This window comes from Moorena sp. SIO4A1 (assembly GCF_010672065.1).
Taxonomy (GTDB): domain Bacteria; phylum Cyanobacteriota; class Cyanobacteriia; order Cyanobacteriales; family Coleofasciculaceae; genus Moorena.
This window is the reverse complement of the sequence record NZ_JAAHHX010000007.1, coordinates 173,634-198,471: the sequence shown is the minus strand read 5'-3', so window position 1 is coordinate 198,471 and position 24,838 is coordinate 173,634. Positions and strand designations below refer to the sequence as shown.

The window sequence follows — 24,838 nt, the reverse complement described above, 5'->3', positions numbered from 1 at the left end:
ACTAGCCCTATAATTAGCCTTGCTAGAAGCTGGAAAACCTATCTTTTTCTTGAGAATCCAGTTTCTGTAGCCAGTCTTGACCCAACTGAATAGTAATATCTGAGGAAAGAGCGCCAGTGCTTTCTACCCGCACTTCCCCAAATCCCAAATAGTTACGGATAGTGCCAGCACTTTCATCGTCTCCCTGTTGGGCAATAATGCGAGTGGTGCGCAATGGTTCCCTAGACAATTTCTGATCAATACGAACATTCTGGTAGCCACCTCGGTTGAGGTTGCGGAGCATAGCCTTAGCGACTTGAGAAGAATCTGTAGTGTATTGAATCGCAATCCGCAGGGATGTGGAGTTGGCATTGGAGTAGTAGCCATAGCCTTGACCAAAGTGCTGAGCCACCATCTCCTGGATGCGGCGGTGGTTTGGCAACCAGTAACTGGCTTGTTTCTTGCCATCGTTGCTAAACCGACCAGGCAGCATTAGCATTTGGACATTGGCTCGTTTCGTCTTGGTGGCAAAACCCCCTAATGCCACTAGCTCTTCTATACTTAAGTTGGTGTCAATGTGGGACTGAATAACTGAGAGTATTTGTGGGATTCGTGCGATAGTGCTAGGTTTTAGTGCCTGTTCTACCAATGCCCTCATCAGCATTTGTTGCCGCTGAACTCGACCTATATCCCCATATTTGTCATAGCGAAACCGCAGGAACTGCATCGCCTTCTCACCATTCAGGTGCTGTCTACCTTTTTTGAGGTTGATATAAAGGTGTTGAGAGTGGTCAGTGTACTTCATGTCCTTGGGAATATAGACCGTAACTCCTCCCAAGGCATCCACCAGTTTTTCCACACCCTGAACGTTTACTCGGATATAACGGTCAATGGCCACATCATCGAGAAGATCACTGACCGCCTTCGCTGTGAGTGCAGGTCCACCGAAATAATTGGCAGCATTGAGCTTAATGTTACCATGTTTCTCAATACGAGTTTTTGTATCACGAGGCATGGAAAGAACTTTGACTTTTTCCCCCTCTGGGTCAAACCGTAGCAGGAGCATGGTATCTGACAAACCCTCTAAGGAATTGACCAGAGCGTGGTATCCCAGGTCTACTTCTGGGGGTTTATCTAGATCAGAGGTTAGGACTTTGATACCAAGAAATAAGATATTAACTGGTCGAGTCAACTCCGGCAAGTGCATGGTGTTGCTGGAGATGGTTTCCTCTTGGTTAAATACAGATTTCTCGTCCGGAGTCAGTTCACTTTGCAGCAAAGGGGTACTTGCCAGGGATACAGCTAGCATTGCACCTGCTGCCGCAGATGACATTGCCACTGCGGTAAAACCTAGCCAAAGCCAGAGCAAATTCCCTCGCTTGACTTTTACCTTTTTTCTGCGAACGGGGCGAGTAGGTCTTCTCACTACACGGCGTTTTCGATAAGTTCTTTGAACTGGCACTGGGCTTCCTCACACACAGGCAATAGGGATGGTATTGACAGAAGAAGACTATTCACTCCTGACCGGTTTCACATGGTTGACCTGGATCTTCCATCTTAAGGTTTAGTATTAATACTCTATAGCAGGTTTTATAACAGGTTGCTGCCTGATCAGGTAAATTTTCGATCAACCTTGCCCAATCCGTCAGTCAAAACCATCATTAGAGTACATTATTTCTTTTAGTAAACCCCTAAACTAGGACAAATACTTGCCCAGGATTCCTTCAGAGATCCGGCTAATCCCAGGCAAGCGTGGTGACTGGCGCTGCCATAAGCGCACCATCACAGCGAAACTGACCAGAAAATAGCCAGATGTCAGCATAGCATTGAGAAACAGCAAGCGTAATGTCCAAAATTCCGACAATTGTGCTCCTGCTGATAATAAACTGTACCCTAGCAACCAACCAAAGGCCAAGGTGACCGACAAGCGACTCACCGTTTTTTCCTCTCTGGTTCCCTGAGAGTGGTACAATGTCCACAGTGCTGGAAACAAGCCAAAGATGGGGACAAGGTAAATAAATAGCTGTAGGCGCTGAATATCTTGATTTTCGGTAGAATTAGTGTTTTTCACATGCTGTTTCATCCGTAGCTTGCCTTGATAATCGCTCAAACCCCATGACTTGGTAGTTTTACCTCTTATCATGACATTACCTAGTGGTTATTCACCAATGGCAATAATATAGTAATAGCAATAGGGCAATGGCAACATGGATAATCAGCTAACCTTCATTATCAAACTCGTAATCCTATCCACGATAATAGCTGTTATTATTAAATACGTTGCTCCCAGTGTACCCATTCCCGCTACATCCGTTAATGGGTTGATTGGTATCCTGGCTCCAACGGTGATTTTAGCGATCGCATTAGTAGGTCGAGCCTGGAGCTATGGGAAGTCTAACTGACAAACTAGTGGTAAGCCCTAACTAGCTTTCGCGGTCGGCGATCATAGGTTTTCCAAGAAGTTAAGACAGACCTTGGCTCAATCCTGATGGTGAAGACGATTCAAGTAACAGAACTTACCTTGCATGATGTGAAGGTCAAATTTGACCTCACCCCAGCAGAGGATGACCAATTTTTCCGAGAGTGGCAGGACGAGTTACCAGAACTTAGCGACACTGAACGGCAGTCCTTAGAGCAAATTAAGGCTCACATGCTATACCTGGAACAGTATCCGATGGTGGAAGACATTGTCAAAATGGTAGTGCTGTCTCCCTTGTTAGGACTAGCGGGCTTTTATGGTTCTCCCTTTCACCTCAAGACAGAGGCTGCAATAGAGATTTCCGCTGTTGAGGAGCACGAAATCCTGCGAGGGCGTATTGATGTGCTGGTGCTACAAGACCAGTTTTGGGTATTAGTGATTGAGTCAAAACAAGCTGGATTCTCTCTCAAGTCAGCAATTCCTCAGGCATTGACCTACATGATGGCTAATCCTAATCAGTTGCGCCCTAGTTTTGGCTTGGTGACTAATGGTACTAATTTCCGGTTTTTGAAACTAACCAAATCCGGTAGACCGATGTATGCTCTTTCCGATGAGTTTACCCTCTATCGTGGCAATGACTGGTATAATGTGCTTAGGATCCTTAAGCGCATTGCTGAATTGGTAGTGATGTGAACTATAGGAGTTCTCAAGTGCTGTGAGGTACTTTATTCCTAGGTTTTAGGGAGTAGGGAGTAGGGAGTAGGGAGTAGGGGGAATAAAATTGACTGTAAGCGATCGCGTAGCGGCTCTGAACGCGCCCCGCGTGGCCTTTGGCCTTAAGAGCATCGCTCTACGATTGTTATGCATGATTTGTACCTCTGATCGGTTCTTGGAAAATCATTGTTCCCTGTTCTCTGGTAAGCATTCAGCCGTCATAAGCATTCAGCCGTCATAAGCATTCAGCCTTTAGCTGATAGCTGATAGCTGATAGCTAAATCGAAATGCGTTCGCGTAGCGGCTCCATTGGACCATCGCGTAGCGTGACCTACGGTCAATCGCTTACAGCTATGGCGCTATACAAAAAAAAGCCTGCACTCAGCAGGCTACCGATGTTTTCAGAAAGATTTAGTTGATCTAACTCCCGTGAGATCGAAACTATAAATCAACCAACCACAATGTACTCACTATTCACAGCAGCGGTTAGTGTGCCCTGATCCAGCAAAGCCTGATAAACCATCGCAGCTACCTCACCACGAGTGGCCTCACGCACCGGATTGAGTTTCCTCTGGTCAGGGGAATTGACCACAATCAGTTTTTTAGTAGCGGTTATTACTTGATCTGTGGCATAGCTGGGAATATCTCCTTTGTCATCATAGAGATCCAAAGCATTGGGATCTGATTCGTTTAAACCCAAACCATTTACTAAGGAAACAATCACATCCGCTCGCTTAACATTATCGGCTTGTCCGAAGTTGCCATTAGCGTAACCAGAGAGGAATCCACCGCGATAGGCTTTTTGAATTGCATCCTTAGCCCAAGACTTATCACTGACATCTTTGAATTGCTTGGCTGGCCTTTCCGCTTTCGGTGCAGGGTTGAAGGCTTTGCTAATCAAGGCAGCATATTGAGCACGGTTGATCTTATCGTTAGGTTTAAAGTTACTGTTGTCAACACCTGAAATCATACCTTCTGCCAACAATCCTTGAATAAACTCTTTCGCCCAGTGGTTTTGAATGTCTGCGAATGTGGGTATCCCGTCGTCGTCAAATTTGACAATATATTGATTAGTAATGGCGCTGACTGTTCCAGCATCCACCAAGGCTTGATAAACCATCGCAGCTACTTCAGCACGGGTAGCATTGCGAGTGGGGTTGAGTTGCCTGAGATTGCTGTGATTTACGATAATTTCTTTTTTGGTTGCGGTTTTGACAGCCTCAATGGCGTAGGTAGGAATGGAACCGCTGTCATCGTAGGCTTGTAAGGCATTGGGACTAGCAGCCGTTAAGTCTAACCCATTCACTAGTGAAACAATTATTTGGGCACGTTGGACCTTGTCTGCGGGTTTGAATGTCCCCCCAGGGTAGCCAGACAGGAATCCACCACGATAGGCTTGTTTAATCTTTTCGTAAGCCCAATAATTGGAAGCAACATCACTGAAATCCTTGGCATCCCTTTCAGCTGAAGGATTGAAAGCGTTGACCAACAAGGCCGCATATTCAGCACGGGTCATTGTTTTTTCTGGCTGAAAGGTGCCATCAGGGAAGCCACTAATGTATCCTTTACTGTACAATCCCTTGATGAAATCCTCTGCCCAATGACCGGCAATATCGGTTAACTTTTTCTTTTCTCCATCAGTGTCTTTATCGGTATCAGTGTCTTTATCGGTATCAGTGTCTTTATCGGTATCAGTGTCTTTATCGGTATCAGTGTCTTTATCGGTATCAGTGTCTTTATCGGTATCAGTGTCTTTATCGGTATCATCAGGCACCTTAGTGATCGCGTCATCAATTTGAACCGGACCACTGACTTTTGAGGCAACTAAAAAATTGCCCACTGAAATCAGCTTAACCGTGGTGTAATTTTTTAAATCAAACTCACCGTTGTTACGCAGTACGTTTTCCCCTGGGTCTCCTGTGGTTCCCAAATCTGGCAAACCCTTGCCCGAAACTGACAGACCAAATCTGTCGTTGTTTTCCATCCGATTCTTACGCAGTATCGGTCGAGCGTCCCCAGAAACCACTATCCCAAAGATGTTTTCAGAGGTTTGGTTCTCGACCAGCCTTGGCGCTGCATTACTATCAACAGCAATGCCATTACCCATTTTTTTACAGGTATTCCCTTGGATGTTCCCTTTGGCATCCCTGGTAATCGATATCCCTTGACCCTCTATACCACTACCAATGAAATTATTATCTTTAACTTCTGGTGTGGCCTCACCTGTCACATTAACCCCTTCACGATTGCACTCTTTGAAGGTACAATTAGCAACAACAGGACTACCAGACTCAATCCAGGCACCAGTGCCTCGGCGCTCCCGATTGGTCATTGTTACTCCCCTGAGTTCGGTATCCTTAGCTAGGATAAGGGTCACGTTTTGACCACCACCGAAACGGGTGTTGAACAACCCATTGCCTTCAATTAAGATGTCCTTGCCTTTGTTTGCTTCATCACCTATAATTTGTACACCGGAGGGAGCTTTCAGCGGAAAGGTTTCACCACTGGCTGTATTATAAGTACCAGGTTTTAGTTGAATCTCGTCACCTGAACCAGCTGACTCGAAGGCTTTGGTAATAGTTTTAAAGGGCGTAGATTCGCTACCATCAGCGCTATCACTTCCAGTAGCTGGATTGACGTATAGAGTTGCCATAATTTAGGATTACCCAAAACGCTTAAGAACACAGCAAAACTGCGGTGTCACCCATCATAGGGTTCACCACTTGCTAATTTCCTGAGCAGGAGGCTAACTTTCTTTAGAAATACTCTTAAGAATTGTTACCCAGATAGTGTGCCTGCTTTTATTGCTTATATCTCACAGTTTAAGCTCGATTTTCAGTAAATGTCCATTAAGACTTAAGCAGATTTACTCTGGATTTCTTGTTCTGGCAAGGTGAGAATCTCTACACCGTCAGGGGTGACAACTATAGTGTGTTCAAATTGGGCAGAAAGTTTGCGATCGCGTGTTACAGCTGTCCACTTATCAGCTAATATCTCCACTTCGTGGGTACCTTCGTTAATCATGGGCTCGATAGTGAAAACCATCCCAGCCCGGAGGCGTTTTCCTTTCCCTCGGGTGCCATAGTGAGGAATTTGGGGAGCTGTATGGAAAATCTTGCTAATCCCGTGTCCAACAAAGTCTCGCACTACGGAAAAGCCGTTGGACTCGGCATACTCTTGGATAGCAGCACCAATATCACCAACCCTTGCTCCTGGCTTGACCTCAGCAATGCCCCGCATCATACATTCTTCAGTAACTTCCACCAGCTTTTTTGCTAGGGGTGAGGGGGTACCAACAAAAAAGGTTCTAGAGGTATCCCCGTGATATCCATCCAGCTTTGGTGTTACGTCAATATTAATGATGTCCCCATCTTTAAGGATTTGCTTACCGTTAGGGATACCGTGACAAACAACTTCATTGATACTGGTACAGATAGATTTAGGAAAGCCCTGGTAGCCTAAGGGAGCACTGATTGCTCCATGCTCTTTTGTCCAACGCTCAGCTTCATCATTAATCTCTAGGGTGCTTACCCCTGGCTTAACCATGGGTTCTAAATGGTCTAAGAGTGCAGTGGCTAAGCGTCCAGCAAGACGCATTTTAGCTATTTCTCTACTGGATAAGAGCACAATTCTTTCAGCTGCCATGAGTTTTTATTCCGTCAATTACCCCAAAACCAGGGAAAAATTATACTATTTGTGGTTTTTTTAATTGTACAATAATAGGATCCCTAATTAACGCGGGTTGGCATGAGAGCAATAAATGAAGTATATTGTGGATTTTAGGGAATCGGGAATCGGGAATCGGGAATCGGGAATCGGGAATCGGGAATCGGGAATCGGGAATCGGAAATCGGGAATCGGGAATCGGGAATCGGGAATCGGGAATCGGGAACTCGGATCAGGTAAAAATCCTGTTTACCTCCTCTTTTGCTTGCTATCCAAAGCCAGAATATTTCAATAAAATAGGTCAGTTGATCAGAGCAAGTAGGAGTTGATTTTGGAGGTCAAAGCCGCAGTAGCTTTTGAAGCAGGCAAGCCTTTATCCATTGAAACGGTTCAGGTAGCCGAACCTAAGGCGGGTGAGGTGATGGTGGAAATTAAAGCAACCGGAGTATGCCATACTGATGCCTATACCATGTCTGGCGCAGATCCAGAAGGTTAGGCTCTTACCTCTAAAACTTTGTTAGAGCCAACTTCTGCCTTCTGCTTTCTGCCTTGCGCGTAGCGCTATAGCAATGCTCTTTTAGAGCCGCTACGCGATCGCAATCAGTTAGCGATGCTCTTTTAGAGCCGCTACGCGATCGCAATCAGTTAGCGATGCTCTTTTAGAGCCGCTACGCGATCGCATCAAATTCAACTAATACAATTCTCGTTACCGTTGTCAGCTCCAGTTCCTTAAGCAGTCGAAGCAGGTTATAGCAGTCGAAGTAAAGGTTAAGACAATTTCTATTCCCGACTCCCGACTCCCGACTCCCGACTCCCGAATGGCAATCAAGATTAGAAAATATCTGATCAACAGGAGTACCCCTAAACGGTTGCGCAGTCAGAATAATCGTGCCATCCTTTGCTCTGACCCAGCCTTGGGCTTCAATAATCACTTTTTTGTCTTGGGGAGGTTGAGGGGATATCACTGATGATTGTTGCTGCTGTAATTGCCGTAATTGTTGTCTGCTGCTGGCTAACCCAGGACGAGTTCGCCACCTCACTGTTCTGTGGGCATTAATCACTGGATCCTCTCGAGTCGGTGGTAAACTTGGTTACGCAGTCGGATATCAACAGCTTGCAGCCTAATATTGCCTTGGTCTCCTGCTGTTTCTGCTGCGATGATTCCCTCGTTGTTAAGGAAGATGGAATTAGCTTCAATCTTTAGGTTCCCTGCTGAACCCCTTGTTTCATTACTAAAAATATCCCCTATCTCTCGATATCCCGATATCACCACACTTCTTTTAGTTATAGATTTACAAATATCAGATGCAGCCCTATCACTATGACTACAACAACTAATCCCACTGAGCTTAACTCTGGTATTGGCGGTACCAAAAATTTCTACAACTGGAATTGGCAAGACAAACACTATCAAGTGGTCTACGAAACCATTGGCGCAGGAAACCCGGTACTGTTACTTCCTGCTTTTAGTACGGTTTCTAGTCGCACAGAAATGAAAGGTATTGCCAATCTACTCGCTACCAACTATCACGTTACGGTTCTAGATTGGTTGGGATTTGGCGAGTCTCAATGCCCTCCTGTGGATTACAATCCCGTATTATTTCAGCAGTTATTAGCAGATTTTGTTAACTCTGTTTTTAATAATAACTCAATTAGCTTACAGCTGTTTTCAGATGAATTGACCTCACTACCGAGAGCTACAAGCCCCCTAAATCACCCAATTCTGGGGGACTTTAACTCAATTTCCCCCCAAAGTTGGGGGGCTAGGGGGGCGAAACTTGCTGTAATGGCTGCCGGTCATGCTTCGGGATACGCTTTAAAGTTTGCCCAAGATAATCCAGATAGTATTTCTAAACTAATTTTAGTGGCTCCCACTTGGAAAGGACCGTTAAGAGTAATGGGTTTACCCGATGGAGTGAGAAACGGAGTAAAAAACCTAGTGCGATCGCCTTGGTTAGGTCAGACTCTATACTATCTCAACACTACTCCTTCGTTTCTGCGCTTGATGTATAAACGCCACGTCTATGTGGATGAAACCAAACTAACTCCGGAATTTATCGCCCAAAAACATCAAATTACTTCCAAAGATGGCGGCAGATATGCCCCTGCTGCGTTTGTTACTGGCGCAATCGATCCTGTAGCTAATCGGGAGGAATTTTTGCAGCTTTTAGATTCTGTTCCCATGCCCGTATTAATTATATTAGCGAAAAATGCACCACCTAAGTCAAAAGCTGAAATGATAGCAATGGCGGAGTTAGAACAGGTGCAAACCGTTCGATTAGCTGGAACGTTAGGTATTTCTGAAGAGTATTATGAAGCGGTAACAGCAGTGATTCAGGATTTTATTTAGCGATCGCTTTTATCCCAGTTATCAGCGACTTTTTTGCTACTTTAGTCCTGGGTTTAGGGAGCAGGTAAGCATTCAGCTTAAGCGCTACGCGCACGCTACGCGAACAGCTCTCAGCTCTCAGCTCTCAGCTCTCAGCTGTTTAATATAGCCTATTATAGCCTAGTGAGGTACAACCATTTTTTTCCCGATTCCCGATTCCCGATTCCCGATTCCCTGCTCCCTGCTCCCTGCTCCCTGCTCCCTGCTCCCTGCTCCCTAAAAACCCGAAATTTGTACCTCACAAGTCGTAGAATTGCTATATGCTTGACATGATGTATTGGAAGTTGTTCAATTAATGAAACACACGGCTATTAGTCTATTTTGCGGTGCAGGTGGATGTTCTCTTGGGTTTAAACAAGCTGGATATTCAATTCTTTATGCAAATGATAAAGATGCGGCAGCAGTTGAAACATATAGAAGAAATTTTCCAGAGTCGTTATGTAGCAATGAGGATATCGATAACGTAGATTTTGGGCAGGTTCTTTCTGAAATAGTAATGAAACCAGGGGAACTCGACATATTGATAGGGGGACCTCCATGTCAAGGCTTCTCCACAGCGGGCTCAAGGTTCTGGGATGATCCAAGAAATAATTTGCTTAAACAATACGTTAAAGCACTAACTATTTTGAAGCCAAAATGGTTTATTATGGAAAATGTTGAAGGGCTACTTACCTCCAACAAAGGAAAATATGTATACGAAGCCGCTAAGGCGTTCATTGAGCTCGGTTATTGGATTATAATTGAGAAAATTTATTCTCAAGAATACGGTGTACCACAAAGACGAAAGCGAGTTTTAATCATCGGGAATAGGTTGGGGCATGAGTTTAGAATGCCAGCACCAAAATTTCAAGTTTCCGGTCAACTATTCCGTAACTCTGACATTACTATTTCTCACGCAATAAACAGTTTGCCGCCAGCAACAAAAGATAAGGGCACTCTACTAATACCTTTAACCTCGCCTCCTCAAGATGATTTTGATTCTTTTATTCGTGGAAATGCCACACAAATATCCGACCATTACTACCCAATTATTAACGGCATCCAGCTAAAAAGAATTACTGCCTTAAAGCCAGGTCAAACCATGAAGGATTTGCCAGAGGAACTACAGCATCAGTCATTTAAGAAGAGAGCAAATAGGCGCGTTGCTGATGGTATGCCCACAGAAAAGCGAGGTGGAGCGCCATCGGGACTTAAAAGACTGATGGGAAATGAGCCGAGCTTAACCATCACTGGTGCTGCCACAAGAGAGTTAATACACCCAGTGGAAAACAGACCTTTAACGATAAGAGAGGCAGCGCGAATTCAAACGTTTCCAGATGATTTTGTATTTTGTGGGAATGCCTCTCATAAAATCCAGCAAATAGGCAATGCAATTCCACCAATTTTGGCTCGTGTATTTGCTGAACATATCCGTGATAATTATGGCTTCGAGGGCGATCAATACAATGAAGGTCGCATGCTTGGCTTTTTGCTTACAAAGGCAGGAGCTATGAGCCCAGCGTTAAAAAATACAGAAATTTTGCTTAATAGCCTGATGGAAACCAATAATATCAAGTCAGGTTGAATACCCATAATTAGAGGGAGGGTGGGGAGATGGGGAGATGGGGAGATGGGGAGATGGGGAGATGGGGAGATGGGGAGATTTTTATTAAGGGTAATTATCCCGACATGATATCAAACCAATCAATACACATTGTTTGGATAATCTATGAAAAATACTGCTTTCATAAAAAACTTGTATTCTAAATGCAAAATGCATGGTTCAGGTGAAGCTCAGGTTATAATATCTGATGGGGAGTTATCGTCACTACTATCTATTGCTATTGATAACCTTGGATGGTCTCACGATGACCTTCAGATTATTAAAGTCAATGTACCAGATGATGACTACTACAATATTCCAATAAGCTGGTTTGATAGCATAGCAGAATCTGATATCAGTGCCGAAGATGTGATCTCAGCACTGACAGCCTGCTTCAATCAGGATAACGATTTTGCGTTATTTATAGAAAACCTCTCTGCTCTTCATCGGCGCAGAGTTAAATATCAAAGAATTCTGTCATCACAGCCTATGTCCAACATGGATCAAATTGGTCCTAGATCACTTCTAGAGTATGGTGGATGCAATACCACTCTTCTGGCGAATTGGATGGTTTGGAGGAAGTGGATTTATGATATCGACAATCGGTCAGCCCAGGAAACTGGCTATTTATTTCAACCTCTATTAGCGAGTTGCTTAGGTGGCAAGCCTGTTGGAGCGAAAAACTCGCCAGTTAAGAGACTTGATGCAAATGGAAATCCTACTAACCAAGGGCGACAAATAGACTGTTTAGTTCCAAGTAATAATAGAACCTATGAACTTAAACTTAGAGTAACAATTGCTGCAAGTGGTCAGGGGAGATTTGGTGAAGAGCTTTCATTTCCTGAAGAAAGCCAAGCTGCTGGTTTTATACCAGTTCTTCTGGTTTTAGATCCAACACCCTCGAATAGGTTAACTGAGTTATCAGAGAAATATCTGGCCTGTGGTGGCGCTTTTTATCACGGAGAAGAAGCGTGGAGGCACATGGAGCAGGAAGCCGGAGAGGTGGTTTCTGTTTTTATTGAAAGATACATAAAGCCAGCAATACAGGGCATAGAAGAGATCGAAATTGAATATCCTAAGTCAATAAATTTGCGATGGTCAGATCAAGTGATTGAGATATCAGATGACAGTAGTTCTTATGTTATCAATCGACTATAAGTGCTAACAAAGCACTGCACTACGACCAATATTACCAGCTATAATAAACCCTATATAGCGAGATTAAAATCCATTCTGGAGTAACGCTAGATGTCCGATTTGCTTAAAAGAATTACGATTAATCCAAGACAGTGCGGTGGTCGCCCTTGCATTCGCGGTATGAGAATTAGAGTATCGGATATACTCGATTTATTTGCAGCTGGACTTACTGCTGAGCAAATCTTAGCAGAAATGCCTGATTTAGAAGCAAATGATTTGCAGGCAGCACTTCTCTATGGCTCCTGAGGAGACGACAAGCGCCCCGTCAGCTTTGCTACACATTTCACCTTACAATCTACCTTCTATTTTATCAAAAAACTGTTTACATTCTTCAAACACCTGTTTTTTCCTTAGTTTATCCCAAACAATAAATCTGTTGTCTTGGAAATTTTTAATTGTTTCTAAAAGCCCAACAATTTCTTTCTCTCCTATGGTTGGGCTGTTTCCGTAACCGTGGTAAGACACTCCCCATATAATGGCTAGGCAAGTAGTAGCTATAAAGTTTTTACCATTTTGGTCGAGATAAACTTCTATATTGTTATTTACAGATAATACAGCCCAAATACTTCCTCCCAATAAACCAACAACAGTAGCCCCTACCTGTATACCAGCTAGCGCTGCTCCTCCAGCAGTAAAACCACCAACAGGCAATCCAATCAGAAAACCGATTATCCCACCTATAACACCACCGATTCCAGTCCCAATGCCTGTACCAGCAGCTGCACCATCAACTACATCTTTAGGCTTTGAAAAGTTTTTTTTATGAAAGTTAAGGTCATTAACTCCTTTGAGTGGATCGTCTGCTGCTAAGTCATAAAGGTTTGACACGTTTTCATTAAAATCTTCTAACAACTGTTTAACTTCATTACGTATTTCATCAATGAGATTCTTTTCTGGTGAAGTGTTATCAATACCCTTTTGTCTTTTTGCTTTGCTGCATGCTTGGATACAGTCATACATTAAATATGAAGCTTCCCTTAAAATTTCCAGTTGTCTATTTATGAAATTTGCAAGGTCTATGCGATATCTTTCTTTCTTGTGACCAGACAATAAATTTTCAACATAGCTATAAATCTGAGTAACTTTGGCAGGATCATCCCACCAACCATCAAACATAATGTAATTAGTGATATGGTTTCGTTTAAAAAAATCTTCCCACTGAGTTATTCGTTCGACATGCTGTTCATTTCTTTTTATGCTTTTATTTCCAATGCCAATAATCGGCTTATTTAATTCCTTTAAAAGTTCAATTTCTTGATCATGTCCTGTTTCCGGCACATCATTTAACGTATCGACAACGTATATTACCACATCTGCTTCTTGCTCTACTCCTTCTATTGCTATTAGGTCATATTTCATCCTATCAACATTTGGAAATATGTTTGCTAATATCTCTGGAGAAAGCCCTTGTTTTTTAGCTCTCATATAGGCTAAACAAGAATCTGGAACCTCAAAACCTGGACAATCAAGGAACCAGGCTTGCATAGTCTCATATGGAATCGTTTCAGTCTTTTTTGTTGCATGTGCTTGGTCAGCAACTAGACCGACATTGCTCTTGGTTAACGTTCTGATCAAAGTTGTTTTACCGGAATTGGTATGACCAGTTACTGCAATAACAGTTTTTTCTGTATTATTCATAAGGTTTTCCTATTCAATCAACTAACATTCTCTTTCATCCACATACTCAATGGGAAGAAATTCTAATCCGTGGTAAGCTGAATCACATGTTGATCGTATAACTTTAACTGCCCCTCCTGGTGGCTCTGTGCGGTTACCATCTGGTTTGAATTTGACTGTCCCAGTTACACCTGAGTAACTAAAATTATTTTTCCTTAAGGCTTGTTGTAACTTGACTCGATTGGGGTTTGGTAAAGTCTCCAGAGCCTTAGCGATGGTCATGATGGCATCGTATACAGTGGCTGTTCTCAAGCTTACCTGAGTTGTTTTCCATAGTTTTGAAGCTTGCTGGCAAAAGGCTTCTCCCTCAGGAGTATCTACGCACCCTTCCAAGCGATTCCAATCAGAATAAGCTATAAACTTTGATAGTACACTTTCATTCTCTTTAGATAGGCCTTCTAAAGTCTGAGGATCGTATATTGAGGACGATCCTCCAATCCATACCCGACCCTGATTAGATTTTATCAAATCTATTGCGTTAGGAATTGCATAACTTGTAGTTCTCCCGTCAGGAACGACAAAAATTGCATTTACTTTATTTTGTTGAGCGTAATCAATTATTTGTCCTGCATCAAACGATGGAGTTGAGAGATCGTTTTGCTCTAAATCAATCAACGTACCTTTTTCTCGCACACGCTTTTCAATAACGGTTTTAAACGAATTGCTATAATTATCAGGGTGGCTATAAACAACCCCAGCTGTTTTTTCAAGACCATTCTTATCCAACTCATCAAGTAATAAATCAACTAAGTATGGAGCTGAATGATTATGATTAGAAACAATTCTAAAAAAGAAACACTGTTTCTGCTTAGTACAGAAATCTGTCAAAGACTCTGAGCTACTGATTGGAGCAACTATAACTATTTTATGTTTTTGATAAACTTCCAAGGTTTTAAGGGTAATTCCACTAGCATAATGACCAACTACAGCTATGATCTCACTTTGAGAAGCTATTTGATTTGCCCTATCCTTAGCGTGAGCGACATCATTATGATCATCGGCAATCAAGATCCTCAGCGGTCTACCATTGATCTTAGCTTCGGAGTTATTGATATAGTCTTGAGCTTGAGCAATTCCTCGAAGTATCTCTTTGGCTGTCTTTTCGTCTACTCTGATAGGAATTCCAACCGCAATAGTATAGGGCTTTATATTGGTATCTATTTTAAGTTTAGCATTATTCCAGTAAATTAGAGTTTCTGGATCTCTATCTTCTATTTCCCAGGAAACTTTAAAAAACTCTGAAGCTTTTTGGTAGTCTTGGTTACGAAAGGCTTTAAGGCCATCAGCTTTATTGTTTGGTTGATAACCAAACAATAGACTCTCTTCACCACAACTTATGTTATCATCAATCTTAATTGGACAAGTTTCAGGCTTAAAAACAATTCTTTGAATTACTCCTAGTAATAGATAAGCAAAACCAATTAAAGAAACTACAATCAATAGAGCATATAGTGGATTGGAAAATAGTTTTCTCCTAAATCTAATAATACTTATCTTAAGCTGAGTCTTGTCATATGCAGGGATTTTAGACTTAGAATCAAGGAGTTGGTCTAAGTCATTCAATATTTCTTTAGCTGACTGATAGCGAGCTTGGGGTTCATAAAGAATCATTTTGTCTATGATCTTTGCAAATGCATCGCTAATCTGTAAAGGGCTTTTCCCAGGAACGTGATAACGCCATATAGTTTCTTTAGTAGATTGGTGACTAATAAGCTGAGGATTAATCTGAGATCTGATCATCTCAATACAAACAACTCCCAAAGCATATAGATCGTCTCGATACCTCTCTTTATTCCCTTTGGGTGGTTTGTAACGATCATTATATTTGTCTAGAGCAATAGACACCTTGCCGGAAACTAGCTGTAGCCCACCGATTTCGTTTAAATCTCCAATATCAAGAAGAGTTAGTTGATCGTCTCCTAAATATATTAGGTTAGAAGCCCTAATATTACCCTGAGCTATTTTAGCTTGATGTAATTTATCTAAAATTTCTAGAGATTTTTTGAGAATTTTCTTAACTGTTTTCTCTTGGAAATACTTGCCATTTTTAATCTCTACCTCAATAGTATTATCTTCTATATAATCTCGAAGTATATAGAAACTATTGCCTTGGCGAAACTGATACTTAATATTTGCTATACCGTTAATTTTCAAAGCCCTTATCTCTTGGACACGTTGTCTGAAGAGCTTTTGAGCTTCTTCCATTACCTCTGGTTCTTCAGACAGAGGCTTATATTCTTTGGCTATATAGTGACAAGGTTGTGCTGCTGCACTCTCATCATTTACCTTATAGGTTCTAGAGTATATTGAAGTTTTATATTCTTGAAGAATACGATAGCTATGTGATATATAATGATCAGCCATTAGATAATTATAAATAAACAATAAGCGTTTAATTTAGTGCCGGATTTAGACAATCGTACTTACAGATATTATGATGTAAATCTACAGCCTTAATCGAGGTAGACCTACTCAGATTATTCAATTTTCTCGGTATTATTCCATGAATATAGTGAATTGTAAAGATTAAGATTAGCCTCAGCATTACCTCAAGCAAGATACTGTTGAGAGTATCAAAATTTAGGCTATTTAGGGTATAGGTATGATAAACTATTATAGGGTTATTGCTACAATTTTTGCTAAGCAAAGCTTGTAGGGGAAAAATGCAATTTTTATAAAAATGTACAACAATACATTACACTCGATATCTTCTCTTGAAGCATCGTTTCGAGTGTGGTGCCAAGCCTACCTGTAACTCTGCCCTTGTTCATCAGGAAACGGAGGCGAGTGGCAGAAACACTTACTAAATCAGCCCCTTATGCGGTGGAAATCATCATGGCTGGAAAACCATTGCGTCAGCGGTGATAGTATTATAACCGAAATTGGATTAACATGCAAGCGCTAAAAAAAACTATTGCACTAACTCACCAATTACGATGGGTCGGTCAGTGGCTCAAACAAAACTATTGCACTGACGCACTAAATTGTTCACCAGCACACAAAAGAGCGATGCTCTTACAGAGCCGCTACGCGATCGCGTAGCGTGGCTTACGGCCAATCGCTACGCGATCGCACAAATACAACTATTTCCTCAAATCCCCCCCTTGTTAAGGGGGGTTAGGGGGGATCCCCCACTCCAAAATCACTGCAACCCTTCCAACAACTGTTGCAACGCCCTATCAAGAGCTTGCCCTAACTTACTGCCATCTTTTCCACCAGCTTGAGCCAAGTTAGGTCGTCCACCGCCACCACCACCACATATTTTAGCGATCGCACCAATAAACTTCCCAGCCTGCAAGCCTTTCTGATTAACACCCTTACTAAAGGCTGCCACTAAACTCACCTTGTCGGGGCTAGGCACTGAACCCAACACTACTGCACTTTCTCCCAGCTTCTGCTGTAGCTGTTGCGCAACACTTTTTAAGCCCTCTGGTTCTACTCCCTCCATCTTGGCTACCAGAACCTTAAACTCACCTACTGACTTAGCTTGTGCTAATAACTGGTCAGATTTTGCCAAAGCCAGTTGTTGCTTCAGGGCATCTAACTGTTTATTAGTAGCCTTGAGTTCCTGTTGTAAATTACTAATCCGCTCAGGTAACTCTTCCGGTTGTGCCTTAAAGCGATCGCATAAATCCTTAACCACCTTATCCCGCACATTCAGATAATCCAGCACCGCCGGTCCAGCCACTGCTTCTATCCGCCTAATCCCAGAAGCCACCCCTGCGGAAGAGATAATCTTAAACACGCCAATCTCAGCAGTATTGTTGACATGGGTACCACCACACAATTCCATCGAGACACCAGGGAAATCAATCACCCTGACCTCATCGCCATACTTTTCCCCAAACATAGCGGTTGCGCCCTTAGCCTTAGCTTTTGTCAAAGGCATCACCTCCACATCAGCAGTATGGGCTTCACTAATCCAAGTATTAATTTGTGCCTCAATTTGCTCTAACTCTTCCGATGTCAGAGCGCGAGGGCAATTGAAGTCAAAGCGCAAGCGGTCAAAAGCCACCAAAGAGCCTGCCTGAGAGATGCTTGGGTCAACAATTTTTTTCAGAGCCGCTTGCAGTAAATGGGTCGCACTATGGTTAGCTTGAACTCGACGGCGACAAGCCCGGTCAATTTGAGCCGTTACTGTTGTGCCTACCGTTAGATTTCCCCGTTCGACAGTACCGAAGTGGACAAAGAAATCCGATTCCTTCTGAACATCTTCGATGCGAACCAATAGCGCATCCCCAGACAGATAACCGCGATCGCCTATTTGTCCCCCAGATTCCGCATAGAATGGGGTCTGATCCAAAATCACCTGGACCTTACTCCCAGCCGCAGCGGATTCCACAGACTTCCCATCAACTAGCAAAGCCTCTACCTTAGCCATAGACTTGGGTTCAGTGTAACCCAGGAATGCTGTGCTATCGATCTGTTCCCCTAGCTGATCTAAGCTACCCTGTACTGTTAAATCAATCGTTTCATGGGCAACTCTAGCCCGTTCCCGCTGGCGTTCCATTTCCACCTCGAAGCCATCGAGGTCTACCGTTAAGCCCTGTTCTTCAGCAATTTCCTCAGTTAATTCCACTGGGAAACCATAGGTATCATAGAGGGTAAACGCATCTGTGCCAGAAATCTGCTTAGGCTTCTTGGCCAAAATCTCAGCCAGCAGCTTCTCACCCCGTTCCAAGGTTTTCAGGAATTGAGACTCTTCCCGCTGCATTTCCGCTTGGATAGTTTTTTCCCGTTCCCGCACATTAGGATAAGCTGATTCAGATAATGCGATCGCTGTTTGAGCTACTTCCCAGGTAAATTCCCCATCAATCCCAATCAAACGGCCATGACGCACCACTCGACGGAGCAAACGGCGCAACACATAACCCCGTCCGGTGTTAGAAGCCGTAATCCCATCCGCGATCATATGAACGATTGCCCGGATATGGTCACCAATAACCTTCAGAGAAACCTTCGTCTTCTCATCACTCTTGCTATAGTTAACCCCAGCAATTTCCGCTGCCGTTTTTACAATCGGGAAAATTAAATCAGTTTCATAATTATTCGGCACTTGCTGGAGGATTTGCGCCATCCTCTCCAGTCCCATCCCCGTATCAATATTTTGTTTCTCTAACGGGGTGCGGTTACCTTCCGCATTCTGGTTGTATTCCATGAATACCAGGTTATAGAACTCAATAAACCTAGTATCATCTTCCAAGTCAATGCTCTCGTCTCCGAGTTCTGGGTGAAAATCGTAGTAAATTTCCGAACACGGACCACACGGACCGGTTGGACCGGATTTCCAATAATTATCCTCCTCACCCAAGCGCTGGATGCGATGGGCTGGGATGCCAATTTTATCCCGCCAGATAGCAAACGCTTCGTCATCATCCCGAAACACACTGACTACTAAGCGTTCTGGTGGCAAACCGAATACCTCTGTAGAGAGTTCCCATGCCCATGCGATCGCTTGTTCCTTAAAATAATCCCCAAAACTAAAATTCCCCAGCATCTCAAAAAAAGTATGATGCCGTGCCGTGCGTCCCACATTCTCTATATCATTGTTGCGGATACATTTTTGGGAGGTGGTGGCGCGAGGGAATTCCGACTGACGTTGTCCTAGAAAAATCGGTTTAAACGGCAACATTCCCGCAATTGTCAGCAACACCGTCGGGTCTTCCGGTACTAACGAAGCACTTGGCAATACATTGTGTTGCCGTTGGGAGTAGAAATCGAGGAAAGTTTGCCGGATTTCGTTACCGCGCAAATAATTAGGGATATCGGGCATGGTTCTCTACAAGTCAGCTTTAGGCTATGGGCTTATGGGAAGTAAACCCCTATCGCTATATTTATTAATTTACCTATGATCTATTGTGACATAGAACCGAAGGTGAAAGCCCACCCTTTATAGGAGAGCAAACCATTGTGATGCTTGGAGGTTGAAGGTTGATAGCTTGAAGGTTGATAGGTTGAAGGTTGGATGGTTGAAGGTTGGATGGTTGAAGGTTGGATGGTTGAAGGTTGGATGGTTGGAGGTTGGTTGGTTGGAGGTTGGTTGGTTGAAGGTTGGATGGTTGAAGGTTGGATGGTTGAAGGTTGGATGGTTGGAGGTTGGTTGGTTGGAGGTTTGATGGTTGAAGGTTGGATGGTTGAAGATTAGAGGCTTAACAACTGAAAGCCGGATGTATAACTAGCAATCTGTAACGTTAAACCTGTTACATATAACCTGCAACCTGTAACCTGCAACCTGTAACCTTCAACCTGTAACCTTCAACCTGTAACCTGCAACCTGTAACCTTCAACCTGCAACCTTCAACCTGTAACCTTCAACCTGTAACCTGTAACCTTCAACCTGTAACCTTCAACCTGTAACCTTGGCCTTTGGCCACGCTACGCGAACAACCTTCAACCTTCTTAATCTAATCGTTGCAGTTTGTAAAGACTCCTTAACTTTAACAACAAGTATTCGTAATCTCCAGAAAGCCGTGTTAGCTTTAAAGAGTGGAAGTCATCCTTCAGAAAAAAACCTGAAGCTAAGAACCAAATGGGCATAGATAAGATGATTTCTACCGGTCTATGACCCAGCCACAGTAGGCACCAATCGAACATAGCATCAAGTGGCCAAAAACCAACAGAAGTTGGAGTAAGCCAAACCAAAGTCCGGAAAGACACGACTGTGTGAGATGTAGTATTAGGTGTATCTGTGTAGTTTGCCAACCATAGTGATCAAAACTGGTAGTCAGAAAGTTAACTCGTTGAAAATTTGTCTTTTTCCACTCAGATGGGTCTAGTCAATCCTGGCTAGGCCCTTTGAGTATTGGTGCAACCTATTGGGGAAATCCCAGACCCTTCATAATTTTTCATCTAATCGTTGCAGTTTGTAAAGACTCCTTAACTTTAACAACAAGTATTCGGAATCTCCAGAAGGTCGTGTTAGATTTAAAGAGTGGAAGTCATCCTTCAGAGAAAAACCTGAAGCCAAAACCTAAATGGGCATAGATAAGATGATTTCTAGCGGTCTATGACCCAGCCACAGTAGGCACCAATCGAACATAGCATCAAGTGGCCAAAAACCAACAGAAGTTGGAGTAAGCCAAACCAAAGTCCGGAAAGACACGACTGTGTGAGATGTAGTATTAGGTGTATCTGTGTAGTTTGCCAACCATAGTAGTGATTCAAAACTGGTAGTCAGAAAGTTAACTCGTTGAAAATTTGTCTTTTTCCACTCGAATGGGTCTAGTCAATCCTGGCTAGGCCCATTGAGTATTATCGTCAATCGAGCTAAGTTATTGGTAAGCATTAACCTTGCTAGCTTGGGCTGCGAGCTTTAAGGGGAAGCTGATTAACCGGTGTCAGAAAAACTGATTGAGTATTGACTATGGCAGTAGTACAGTTAAAAGTTCCCAGTATTGCGTGTGATGTCTGTGCTAAGACCATTACCGAAGGTATACTCCAACAGGAGCCAGATTCTAAAGTCGCAGTGGATGTAACATCAAAGACAGTTAGAGTTGAAACCGAAGCCTCTGAAGATTCAATTAGACAGATCATAACGACTGTCGGTCACACCGTGGAGTAAGCTACCAAGTAAGCTAGTGTGATTTGATTGGCCGATTTGCTACTTAAGGCCTTGGCCGTTGGCCACGCTTGGCCTTTTGCCACGCTGCTTGAGGTGCGAATGGCCACGCTACGCGAACGGAAAAAGTCGTCAATCCCTCTGCCACTCTCCCCCTCGTTCTAAGTATGCAAATTAGATGGGTGACAGCTTAATCAAAATTGCCGAACGGCTAATGGTTAACCTTTGACTATCAACCTTCAAACATTAACCTTTCGGCAAAGCCGACGCTACGCGAACGACAATACATCAGTAAGTTATATTATTTTGGTTAACTAGGTGTTGGTTAACTAGGTGTTGCGCATTTAAATTGGATATTATTCAGTTATAAAAAAACCTGCTCCCTTGCTCACCTGCTGTCAGAACAATGGAATTTAAATGAATACCAGCTTAGGTGTTGGTTAACGATGTAGGGAATGTAGTCTATCTTAGGTGGGAACAAAGATGGTCATTGAGTTCAAGGAAATACAGGGATAAATTCTGTAGCTAGTTTTCATCCTAATTAAGCAGCAGACCACAGGCTCTCCGGCTGCAAGAAATTTTTTAGATCATGTCGAAATAATTACCCTTAATAAAAATCTCCCCATCTCCCCATCTCCCCATCTCCCCCTCCTGGGAGGGGTTAGGGGTGGGTCCCCATCTCCCCATCTCCCCACCCTCCCTCTAATTATGGGTATTCAACCTGACTTGATATTAGAGGTTAGTGGGAATAATAATGCTCTCACTCAGTTGAACAGTTAGGTGTTTTCACCATCTTCGATAAAGATTTAGAAAAATTACCTGGATACCAGGAAATTGCTACTGCCACTTGTGATAAAAACAAGAGAGTATTAGAGGAAAGTATAAATAGAATAATCCCTGTGCTCAGCTTCGGCTGAGTAACCCCTAATTAACTATGTGCCTAAGATGTGCCTAAGTTGTGCCTAAGTTGTGCCTAAGTTGTGCCTAAGTTGGCTTTGGATTCATCGGGGATTAAACTAATTTTTATTGTTATTCAGGTTTATGTTCAATAAAACTAGTTAAACTAAAAACGATCTAACAATTGTAAACGAGTTGTGAAAATCTATAAACCCAAAATCATGGTATTATTGGCATCCTGGCCGCTTGATATTTCACAACCTATTTATAATTGCTATATACAATAAGATAGTTTAAAAATGATTGTTATAATATCAAATTACCTAATTTATCAAGAGTTCCACAGCTCGTGATTCACAATCCATATCGGGGAATCGGGAATCGGCAATGGGAAATTGGTAACTGATCCAACTGTACTTGAGCTCCCAAACGATAGTCAGCAATAGGAGAAATTTATCTAGTTATCTAGAATCTATCTATCCCATAGCCAATCCCATAGACTGGTGAATTTAGAGCCAAACGTATTAGCTAATACTTTCTTGAAGAAGTAGCAGTGTTAAGATTATTAATTGCTGGTGAATGTATTAGCTCTGTAGAGCTAACTATAAATAAAAACGATACTTCTATATTAGTAGTAGGAAATAAACAGTTTATCACTGCATTTGTGAAGCGGACTTGCTATATAAGGTCTAGCACTGTCGAGGTATCTTGGGAACTTGATGATGTCATACAACTCATCAAGACTAGACAACCCGCTATTTTAATTTTGCAGGCAACCCAGGTGGCTAGTTTACAAATATGTCGTCATATTAAAGAACAAAAGCTGCTCGGTTGGATATACTGCATTTTGATCAATGACTTGCCCGAAATAGCGATTACAAAAATGGGCCGAGACCCAAACTGGGAGTTAAGAGAATGTGCTCAAGCCCTAGAAAACGGTGCAGATGCCTACTTACGGATCAGTTCAATCAGTAATCAAGACTCAGCCATAGCTGTAGCAGAAAATCGGTTGCTTAAGGCACAAATTCAGGCAGGGTTACGAGGAGTGCGACTATACCGGCAAGCAATGCACACTAATGATTTCCTATCTAGGATAGCATTGGTTGATCCCTTGACAGAATTGAGCAATCGTCGGGCAATGGAATGGGAGTTACCCCGACAAGTCGAAAATGCCTTTAGTCAATCAACGCCCCTGAGTCTGATTATCCTAGATGTAGACTATTTCAAGTCCATCAACGACAACTACGGACATCCGGTAGGCGATCGCGCTCTCAAGCTACTGGCAAGTCGTCTCAAACATAACCTACGAATTCAAGATTCCCTCTTTCGCTATGGTGGAGAAGAGTTTGTGATCATTCTTAGTCACACTGACTGTGAAGAAGCCCTAGCAGTGGCTAATCGAGTGCGACATATTATTAGCGATCAACCGTTTCAGATTGATGGAAGATTGGTGCTCGGAATTACCATTAGCTTGGGTGTTGCTTCCCTTAACCATACGGACGACCATAGAGGGGAAAGCCTACTGCGATCTGCTGACGAGAACCTACGGATTGCTAAATCTAATGGTCGCAATCAGGTTTATTGTTGTTGCAATCACTAATTTTCAAGTAAATTGCTGACTCAAAACCACTGGCTTGTGGACAGTAATTTTTTTCTTGTGAATCGAAATCATTTCTTTTTCCCGTAGGTCTCCCAGTAGACGGGTGACAGTCACCCGAGTCGAACCGATAGCTTCTGCGATCGCTTGATGGGACAACTTCAGTTCAATGGTAATGCCATCGCCACAGGGTATCCCAAAGTCACGGCAGAGAATTAATAGAAAACTCACCAATCGAGACTCCATATCCCGATGAGCTAGGGTTTCGATCATCATTTCCGTCTGTAATATCCGAGACGATAGCCCCCGTAACATCAACATTGATAATTCCGGGTTTTCCTTCAGTGCTTTTTCGACCTGGTCAATCGGGGAAGAGAGTAACTCTACAGTTGTAAAGGCAACTGCATGGTAGAACCGATCAGATTGGTGACCAGTAATCAGGGATAGAACACCGAAAACCGTATTTTCTCGCAGCAGTGCTACAGTAATTTCTTCCCCTACTTCGTATACTCTAGAAAGTTTTACAGCACCTTTTAGCAAAAAGTAAACCCGTTCAGCTGGATCTCCTGGAAAGAAAATCGTCTTACTTCGCTCATAGGTTTCTACGACTGGTGGAAACGCTCCTCTACCAATCTGACGAAACACAGCCGCTAGTGGTGTATCCTGCGTCACAACCCTATCCATATCTATTTCTTTGTACAAATGCCCCTATCTATTTACATTTAAGAGACTTCCGGGGATGTTAAGCCACGGATTAGCTCATTAATCTGGTATATTTAGGCTATTTTAGCGGATTTTAAACAGTTTTATTTAGTTTGTTCTGAACTGCTACAACCGTTTCCAATTCCCCTTGCCCATCAATTTCGGCGGTGCGACCCGTGGCGAATTTAATTCGACGACTGTAACCGCACCGGGCAAGTTTTGAGCTAATTTGCCAACAGGCCAACAGTATTAACTGCTAGTCTATATTTTAGCAAGCTCTTGGCTTGATTCTTACTTAACCCCTGGGGGGAGAAGCGGCGATTAGTACCAATCATCGTGGAATCGACAAATTTATCAAAAATATTGGGTTTAAAACCCCGTCCTTCTAGGACGGCTTTCTGAAAATCCACGTCTGTTTGGTGTATAATCTAGATAGGTACAGGCTGAGAAACCGTTGGCTC

28 protein-coding genes and 1 pseudogene are annotated in these 24,838 nt (G+C 42.9%); 17 read left to right on the top strand and 12 right to left on the bottom strand.

Annotation, left to right across the window (positions count from 1 at the left end; translation table 11 throughout):
* Nucleotides 1-22 precede the first annotated feature (22 nt).
* Nucleotides 23-1,441: an LCP family protein gene (locus F6K53_RS07470; protein WP_293080305.1), complete on the bottom strand. Its 1,419-nt coding sequence runs from the start codon at nt 1,439-1,441 to the stop codon at nt 23-25.
* A 234-nt stretch (nt 1,442-1,675) separates the two neighbouring features.
* Complete coding sequence (locus F6K53_RS07465) at nt 1,676-2,122, bottom strand: hypothetical protein (RefSeq protein WP_366511330.1); 447 nt, start codon at nt 2,120-2,122, stop codon at nt 1,676-1,678.
* 64 nt (nt 2,123-2,186) lie between these two features.
* On the opposite strand from F6K53_RS07465, the gene F6K53_RS07460 reads away from it, so the two are divergent.
* The gene (locus F6K53_RS07460) at nt 2,187-2,381 is read left to right on the top strand and encodes a hypothetical protein (protein WP_293024962.1); all 195 of its coding nucleotides are present in this window, start codon (nt 2,187-2,189) and stop codon (nt 2,379-2,381) included.
* An 86-nt stretch (nt 2,382-2,467) separates the two neighbouring features.
* Complete coding sequence (locus tag F6K53_RS07455; protein WP_293024960.1) at nt 2,468-3,091, top strand: type I restriction enzyme HsdR N-terminal domain-containing protein; 624 nt, start codon at nt 2,468-2,470, stop codon at nt 3,089-3,091.
* 45 nt (nt 3,092-3,136) lie between these two features.
* On the opposite strand, the gene F6K53_RS07450 is transcribed toward F6K53_RS07455, so the two are convergent.
* From F6K53_RS07450 to map, 3 genes are all read right to left on the bottom strand, one after another.
* Nucleotides 3,137-3,265 (bottom strand): hypothetical protein, encoded by a 129-nt coding sequence (locus F6K53_RS07450; protein WP_293024958.1) that lies wholly within the window; start codon nt 3,263-3,265, stop codon nt 3,137-3,139.
* Between the two features lie 295 nt (nt 3,266-3,560).
* Nucleotides 3,561-5,765 carry an S-layer homology domain-containing protein gene (locus F6K53_RS07445; RefSeq protein WP_293080302.1) on the bottom strand — a complete coding sequence of 735 codons (2,205 nt, stop codon included), beginning with the start codon at nt 5,763-5,765 and terminating at the stop codon, nt 3,561-3,563.
* A gap of 203 nt (nt 5,766-5,968) precedes the next feature.
* Nucleotides 5,969-6,757, bottom strand: a complete 789-nt coding sequence (map, locus tag F6K53_RS07440; RefSeq protein ID WP_293024954.1) for a type I methionyl aminopeptidase — start codon at nt 6,755-6,757, stop codon at nt 5,969-5,971.
* 115 nt (nt 6,758-6,872) lie between these two features.
* Between map and F6K53_RS07435 the strand changes: the two genes are divergently transcribed.
* Nucleotides 6,873-7,073 (top strand): hypothetical protein, encoded by a 201-nt coding sequence (locus tag F6K53_RS07435; protein WP_293080298.1) that lies wholly within the window; start codon nt 6,873-6,875, stop codon nt 7,071-7,073.
* A gap of 33 nt (nt 7,074-7,106) precedes the next feature.
* Nucleotides 7,107-7,271: pseudogene (locus tag F6K53_RS07430) on the top strand (S-(hydroxymethyl)glutathione dehydrogenase); the annotation flags it as partial.
* Nucleotides 7,272-7,446: 175 nt separating this feature from the next.
* On the opposite strand, the gene F6K53_RS07425 reads toward F6K53_RS07430, so the two are convergent.
* Together F6K53_RS07425 and F6K53_RS07420 are read right to left on the bottom strand one after the other, a co-directional pair.
* A complete protein-coding gene (locus F6K53_RS07425; RefSeq protein WP_293024950.1) occupies nt 7,447-7,839 on the bottom strand; it encodes a hypothetical protein in 393 nt (130 codons plus the stop codon).
* Complete coding sequence (locus tag F6K53_RS07420; RefSeq protein WP_293024948.1) at nt 7,836-8,051, bottom strand: hypothetical protein; 216 nt, start codon at nt 8,049-8,051, stop codon at nt 7,836-7,838. The genes F6K53_RS07425 and F6K53_RS07420 overlap by 4 nt, the downstream gene beginning before the upstream one ends.
* Before the next feature lie 48 nt (nt 8,052-8,099).
* Here F6K53_RS07420 and F6K53_RS07415 point away from each other — a divergent pair, with 48 nt between their 5' ends.
* The 6 genes from F6K53_RS07415 (at nt 8,100) to F6K53_RS07390 (ending at nt 12,192) form a co-directional block, all read left to right on the top strand.
* Nucleotides 8,100-9,128, top strand: coding sequence for an alpha/beta fold hydrolase (locus F6K53_RS07415; protein ID WP_293080295.1), 1,029 nt, complete (start codon nt 8,100-8,102; stop codon nt 9,126-9,128).
* Between the two features lie 162 nt (nt 9,129-9,290).
* Nucleotides 9,291-9,440: a hypothetical protein gene (locus tag F6K53_RS07410; RefSeq protein WP_293080292.1), complete on the top strand. Its 150-nt coding sequence runs from the start codon at nt 9,291-9,293 to the stop codon at nt 9,438-9,440.
* Nucleotides 9,441-9,444: 4 nt separating this feature from the next.
* Entirely contained in the window at nt 9,445-10,731 is a 1,287-nt protein-coding gene (locus tag F6K53_RS07405) for a DNA cytosine methyltransferase (RefSeq protein WP_293080290.1), read from the top strand.
* A 29-nt stretch (nt 10,732-10,760) separates the two neighbouring features.
* Entirely contained in the window at nt 10,761-10,913 is a 153-nt protein-coding gene (locus tag F6K53_RS07400; protein ID WP_293071639.1) for a hypothetical protein, read from the top strand.
* Nucleotides 10,876-11,907 carry a restriction endonuclease gene (locus F6K53_RS07395; RefSeq protein WP_293071638.1) on the top strand — a complete coding sequence of 344 codons (1,032 nt, stop codon included), beginning with the start codon at nt 10,876-10,878 and terminating at the stop codon, nt 11,905-11,907. The genes F6K53_RS07400 and F6K53_RS07395 overlap by 38 nt, the downstream gene beginning before the upstream one ends.
* A gap of 90 nt (nt 11,908-11,997) precedes the next feature.
* Entirely contained in the window at nt 11,998-12,192 is a 195-nt protein-coding gene (locus tag F6K53_RS07390) for a DUF433 domain-containing protein (RefSeq protein WP_293080287.1), read from the top strand.
* Between the two features lie 42 nt (nt 12,193-12,234).
* Here F6K53_RS07390 and F6K53_RS07385 read toward each other — a convergent pair whose 3' ends face one another.
* Both F6K53_RS07385 and F6K53_RS07380 read right to left on the bottom strand, forming a co-directional pair.
* On the bottom strand, nt 12,235-13,584 hold the full coding sequence (locus F6K53_RS07385; RefSeq protein WP_293080284.1) for a GTPase: 1,350 nt from the start codon (nt 13,582-13,584) through the stop codon (nt 12,235-12,237).
* A gap of 21 nt (nt 13,585-13,605) precedes the next feature.
* On the bottom strand, nt 13,606-15,987 hold the full coding sequence (locus tag F6K53_RS07380; RefSeq protein WP_293080281.1) for an ABC transporter substrate-binding protein: 2,382 nt from the start codon (nt 15,985-15,987) through the stop codon (nt 13,606-13,608).
* A gap of 372 nt (nt 15,988-16,359) precedes the next feature.
* On the opposite strand from F6K53_RS07380, the gene F6K53_RS07375 reads away from it, so the two are divergent.
* Together F6K53_RS07375 and F6K53_RS07370 are read left to right on the top strand one after the other, a co-directional pair.
* On the top strand, nt 16,360-16,488 hold the full coding sequence (locus tag F6K53_RS07375) for a hypothetical protein (RefSeq protein WP_293080279.1): 129 nt from the start codon (nt 16,360-16,362) through the stop codon (nt 16,486-16,488).
* Nucleotides 16,489-16,515: 27 nt separating this feature from the next.
* Nucleotides 16,516-16,665 carry a hypothetical protein gene (locus tag F6K53_RS07370; RefSeq protein WP_293080276.1) on the top strand — a complete coding sequence of 50 codons (150 nt, stop codon included), beginning with the start codon at nt 16,516-16,518 and terminating at the stop codon, nt 16,663-16,665.
* A gap of 100 nt (nt 16,666-16,765) precedes the next feature.
* Here the strand turns inward: F6K53_RS07370 and alaS are convergent, their stop codons facing one another.
* On the bottom strand, nt 16,766-19,396 hold the full coding sequence (gene alaS, locus F6K53_RS07365) for an alanine--tRNA ligase (RefSeq protein ID WP_293080273.1): 2,631 nt from the start codon (nt 19,394-19,396) through the stop codon (nt 16,766-16,768).
* A 192-nt stretch (nt 19,397-19,588) separates the two neighbouring features.
* Between alaS and F6K53_RS07360 the strand changes: the two genes are divergently transcribed.
* From F6K53_RS07360 to F6K53_RS07340, 5 genes are all read left to right on the top strand, one after another.
* Entirely contained in the window at nt 19,589-19,768 is a 180-nt protein-coding gene (locus F6K53_RS07360; protein WP_293024938.1) for a hypothetical protein, read from the top strand.
* 214 nt (nt 19,769-19,982) lie between these two features.
* Entirely contained in the window at nt 19,983-20,162 is a 180-nt protein-coding gene (locus F6K53_RS07355) for a hypothetical protein (protein ID WP_293024936.1), read from the top strand.
* 824 nt (nt 20,163-20,986) lie between these two features.
* Nucleotides 20,987-21,184: a heavy-metal-associated domain-containing protein gene (locus F6K53_RS07350; protein ID WP_293024934.1), complete on the top strand. Its 198-nt coding sequence runs from the start codon at nt 20,987-20,989 to the stop codon at nt 21,182-21,184.
* 27 nt (nt 21,185-21,211) lie between these two features.
* Nucleotides 21,212-21,346 (top strand): hypothetical protein, encoded by a 135-nt coding sequence (locus tag F6K53_RS07345; RefSeq protein ID WP_293024932.1) that lies wholly within the window; start codon nt 21,212-21,214, stop codon nt 21,344-21,346.
* A 1,285-nt stretch (nt 21,347-22,631) separates the two neighbouring features.
* Entirely contained in the window at nt 22,632-23,678 is a 1,047-nt protein-coding gene (locus F6K53_RS07340; protein ID WP_293019855.1) for a GGDEF domain-containing protein, read from the top strand.
* 3 nt (nt 23,679-23,681) lie between these two features.
* Here the strand turns inward: F6K53_RS07340 and ntcA are convergent, their stop codons facing one another.
* Both ntcA and F6K53_RS07330 read right to left on the bottom strand, forming a co-directional pair.
* The gene (gene ntcA / locus F6K53_RS07335; RefSeq protein ID WP_293019853.1) at nt 23,682-24,359 is read right to left on the bottom strand and encodes a global nitrogen regulator NtcA; all 678 of its coding nucleotides are present in this window, start codon (nt 24,357-24,359) and stop codon (nt 23,682-23,684) included.
* Nucleotides 24,360-24,471: 112 nt separating this feature from the next.
* Nucleotides 24,472-24,621 (bottom strand): hypothetical protein, encoded by a 150-nt coding sequence (locus F6K53_RS07330; RefSeq protein ID WP_293080269.1) that lies wholly within the window; start codon nt 24,619-24,621, stop codon nt 24,472-24,474.
* Nucleotides 24,622-24,838: the final 217 nt, after the last annotated feature.

Coding starts and splice junctions, on each gene's coding strand:
- F6K53_RS07390 (WP_293080287.1), top strand. CDS start 11,998: ATGTCCGATTTGCTTAAAAGAATTACGATTAATCCAAGACAGTGCGGT.
- F6K53_RS07380 (WP_293080281.1), bottom strand. CDS start 15,987: ATGGCTGATCATTATATATCACATAGCTATCGTATTCTTCAAGAATAT.
- F6K53_RS07435 (WP_293080298.1), top strand. CDS start 6,873: ATGAAGTATATTGTGGATTTTAGGGAATCGGGAATCGGGAATCGGGAA.
- F6K53_RS07360 (WP_293024938.1), top strand. CDS start 19,589: ATGGTTGAAGGTTGGATGGTTGAAGGTTGGATGGTTGAAGGTTGGATG.
- F6K53_RS07370 (WP_293080276.1), top strand. CDS start 16,516: ATGCAAGCGCTAAAAAAAACTATTGCACTAACTCACCAATTACGATGG.
- F6K53_RS07400 (WP_293071639.1), top strand. CDS start 10,761: ATGGGGAGATGGGGAGATGGGGAGATGGGGAGATGGGGAGATGGGGAG.
- F6K53_RS07385 (WP_293080284.1), bottom strand. CDS start 13,584: ATGAATAATACAGAAAAAACTGTTATTGCAGTAACTGGTCATACCAAT.
- F6K53_RS07415 (WP_293080295.1), top strand. CDS start 8,100: ATGACTACAACAACTAATCCCACTGAGCTTAACTCTGGTATTGGCGGT.
- ntcA (WP_293019853.1), bottom strand. CDS start 24,359: ATGGATAGGGTTGTGACGCAGGATACACCACTAGCGGCTGTGTTTCGT.
- F6K53_RS07455 (WP_293024960.1), top strand. CDS start 2,468: ATGGTGAAGACGATTCAAGTAACAGAACTTACCTTGCATGATGTGAAG.
- F6K53_RS07450 (WP_293024958.1), bottom strand. CDS start 3,265: ATGCATAACAATCGTAGAGCGATGCTCTTAAGGCCAAAGGCCACGCGG.
- F6K53_RS07395 (WP_293071638.1), top strand. CDS start 10,876: ATGAAAAATACTGCTTTCATAAAAAACTTGTATTCTAAATGCAAAATG.
- F6K53_RS07445 (WP_293080302.1), bottom strand. CDS start 5,765: ATGGCAACTCTATACGTCAATCCAGCTACTGGAAGTGATAGCGCTGAT.
- F6K53_RS07350 (WP_293024934.1), top strand. CDS start 20,987: ATGGCAGTAGTACAGTTAAAAGTTCCCAGTATTGCGTGTGATGTCTGT.
- alaS (WP_293080273.1), bottom strand. CDS start 19,396: ATGCCCGATATCCCTAATTATTTGCGCGGTAACGAAATCCGGCAAACT.
- F6K53_RS07465 (WP_366511330.1), bottom strand. CDS start 2,122: ATGATAAGAGGTAAAACTACCAAGTCATGGGGTTTGAGCGATTATCAA.
- map (WP_293024954.1), bottom strand. CDS start 6,757: ATGGCAGCTGAAAGAATTGTGCTCTTATCCAGTAGAGAAATAGCTAAA.
- F6K53_RS07460 (WP_293024962.1), top strand. CDS start 2,187: ATGGATAATCAGCTAACCTTCATTATCAAACTCGTAATCCTATCCACG.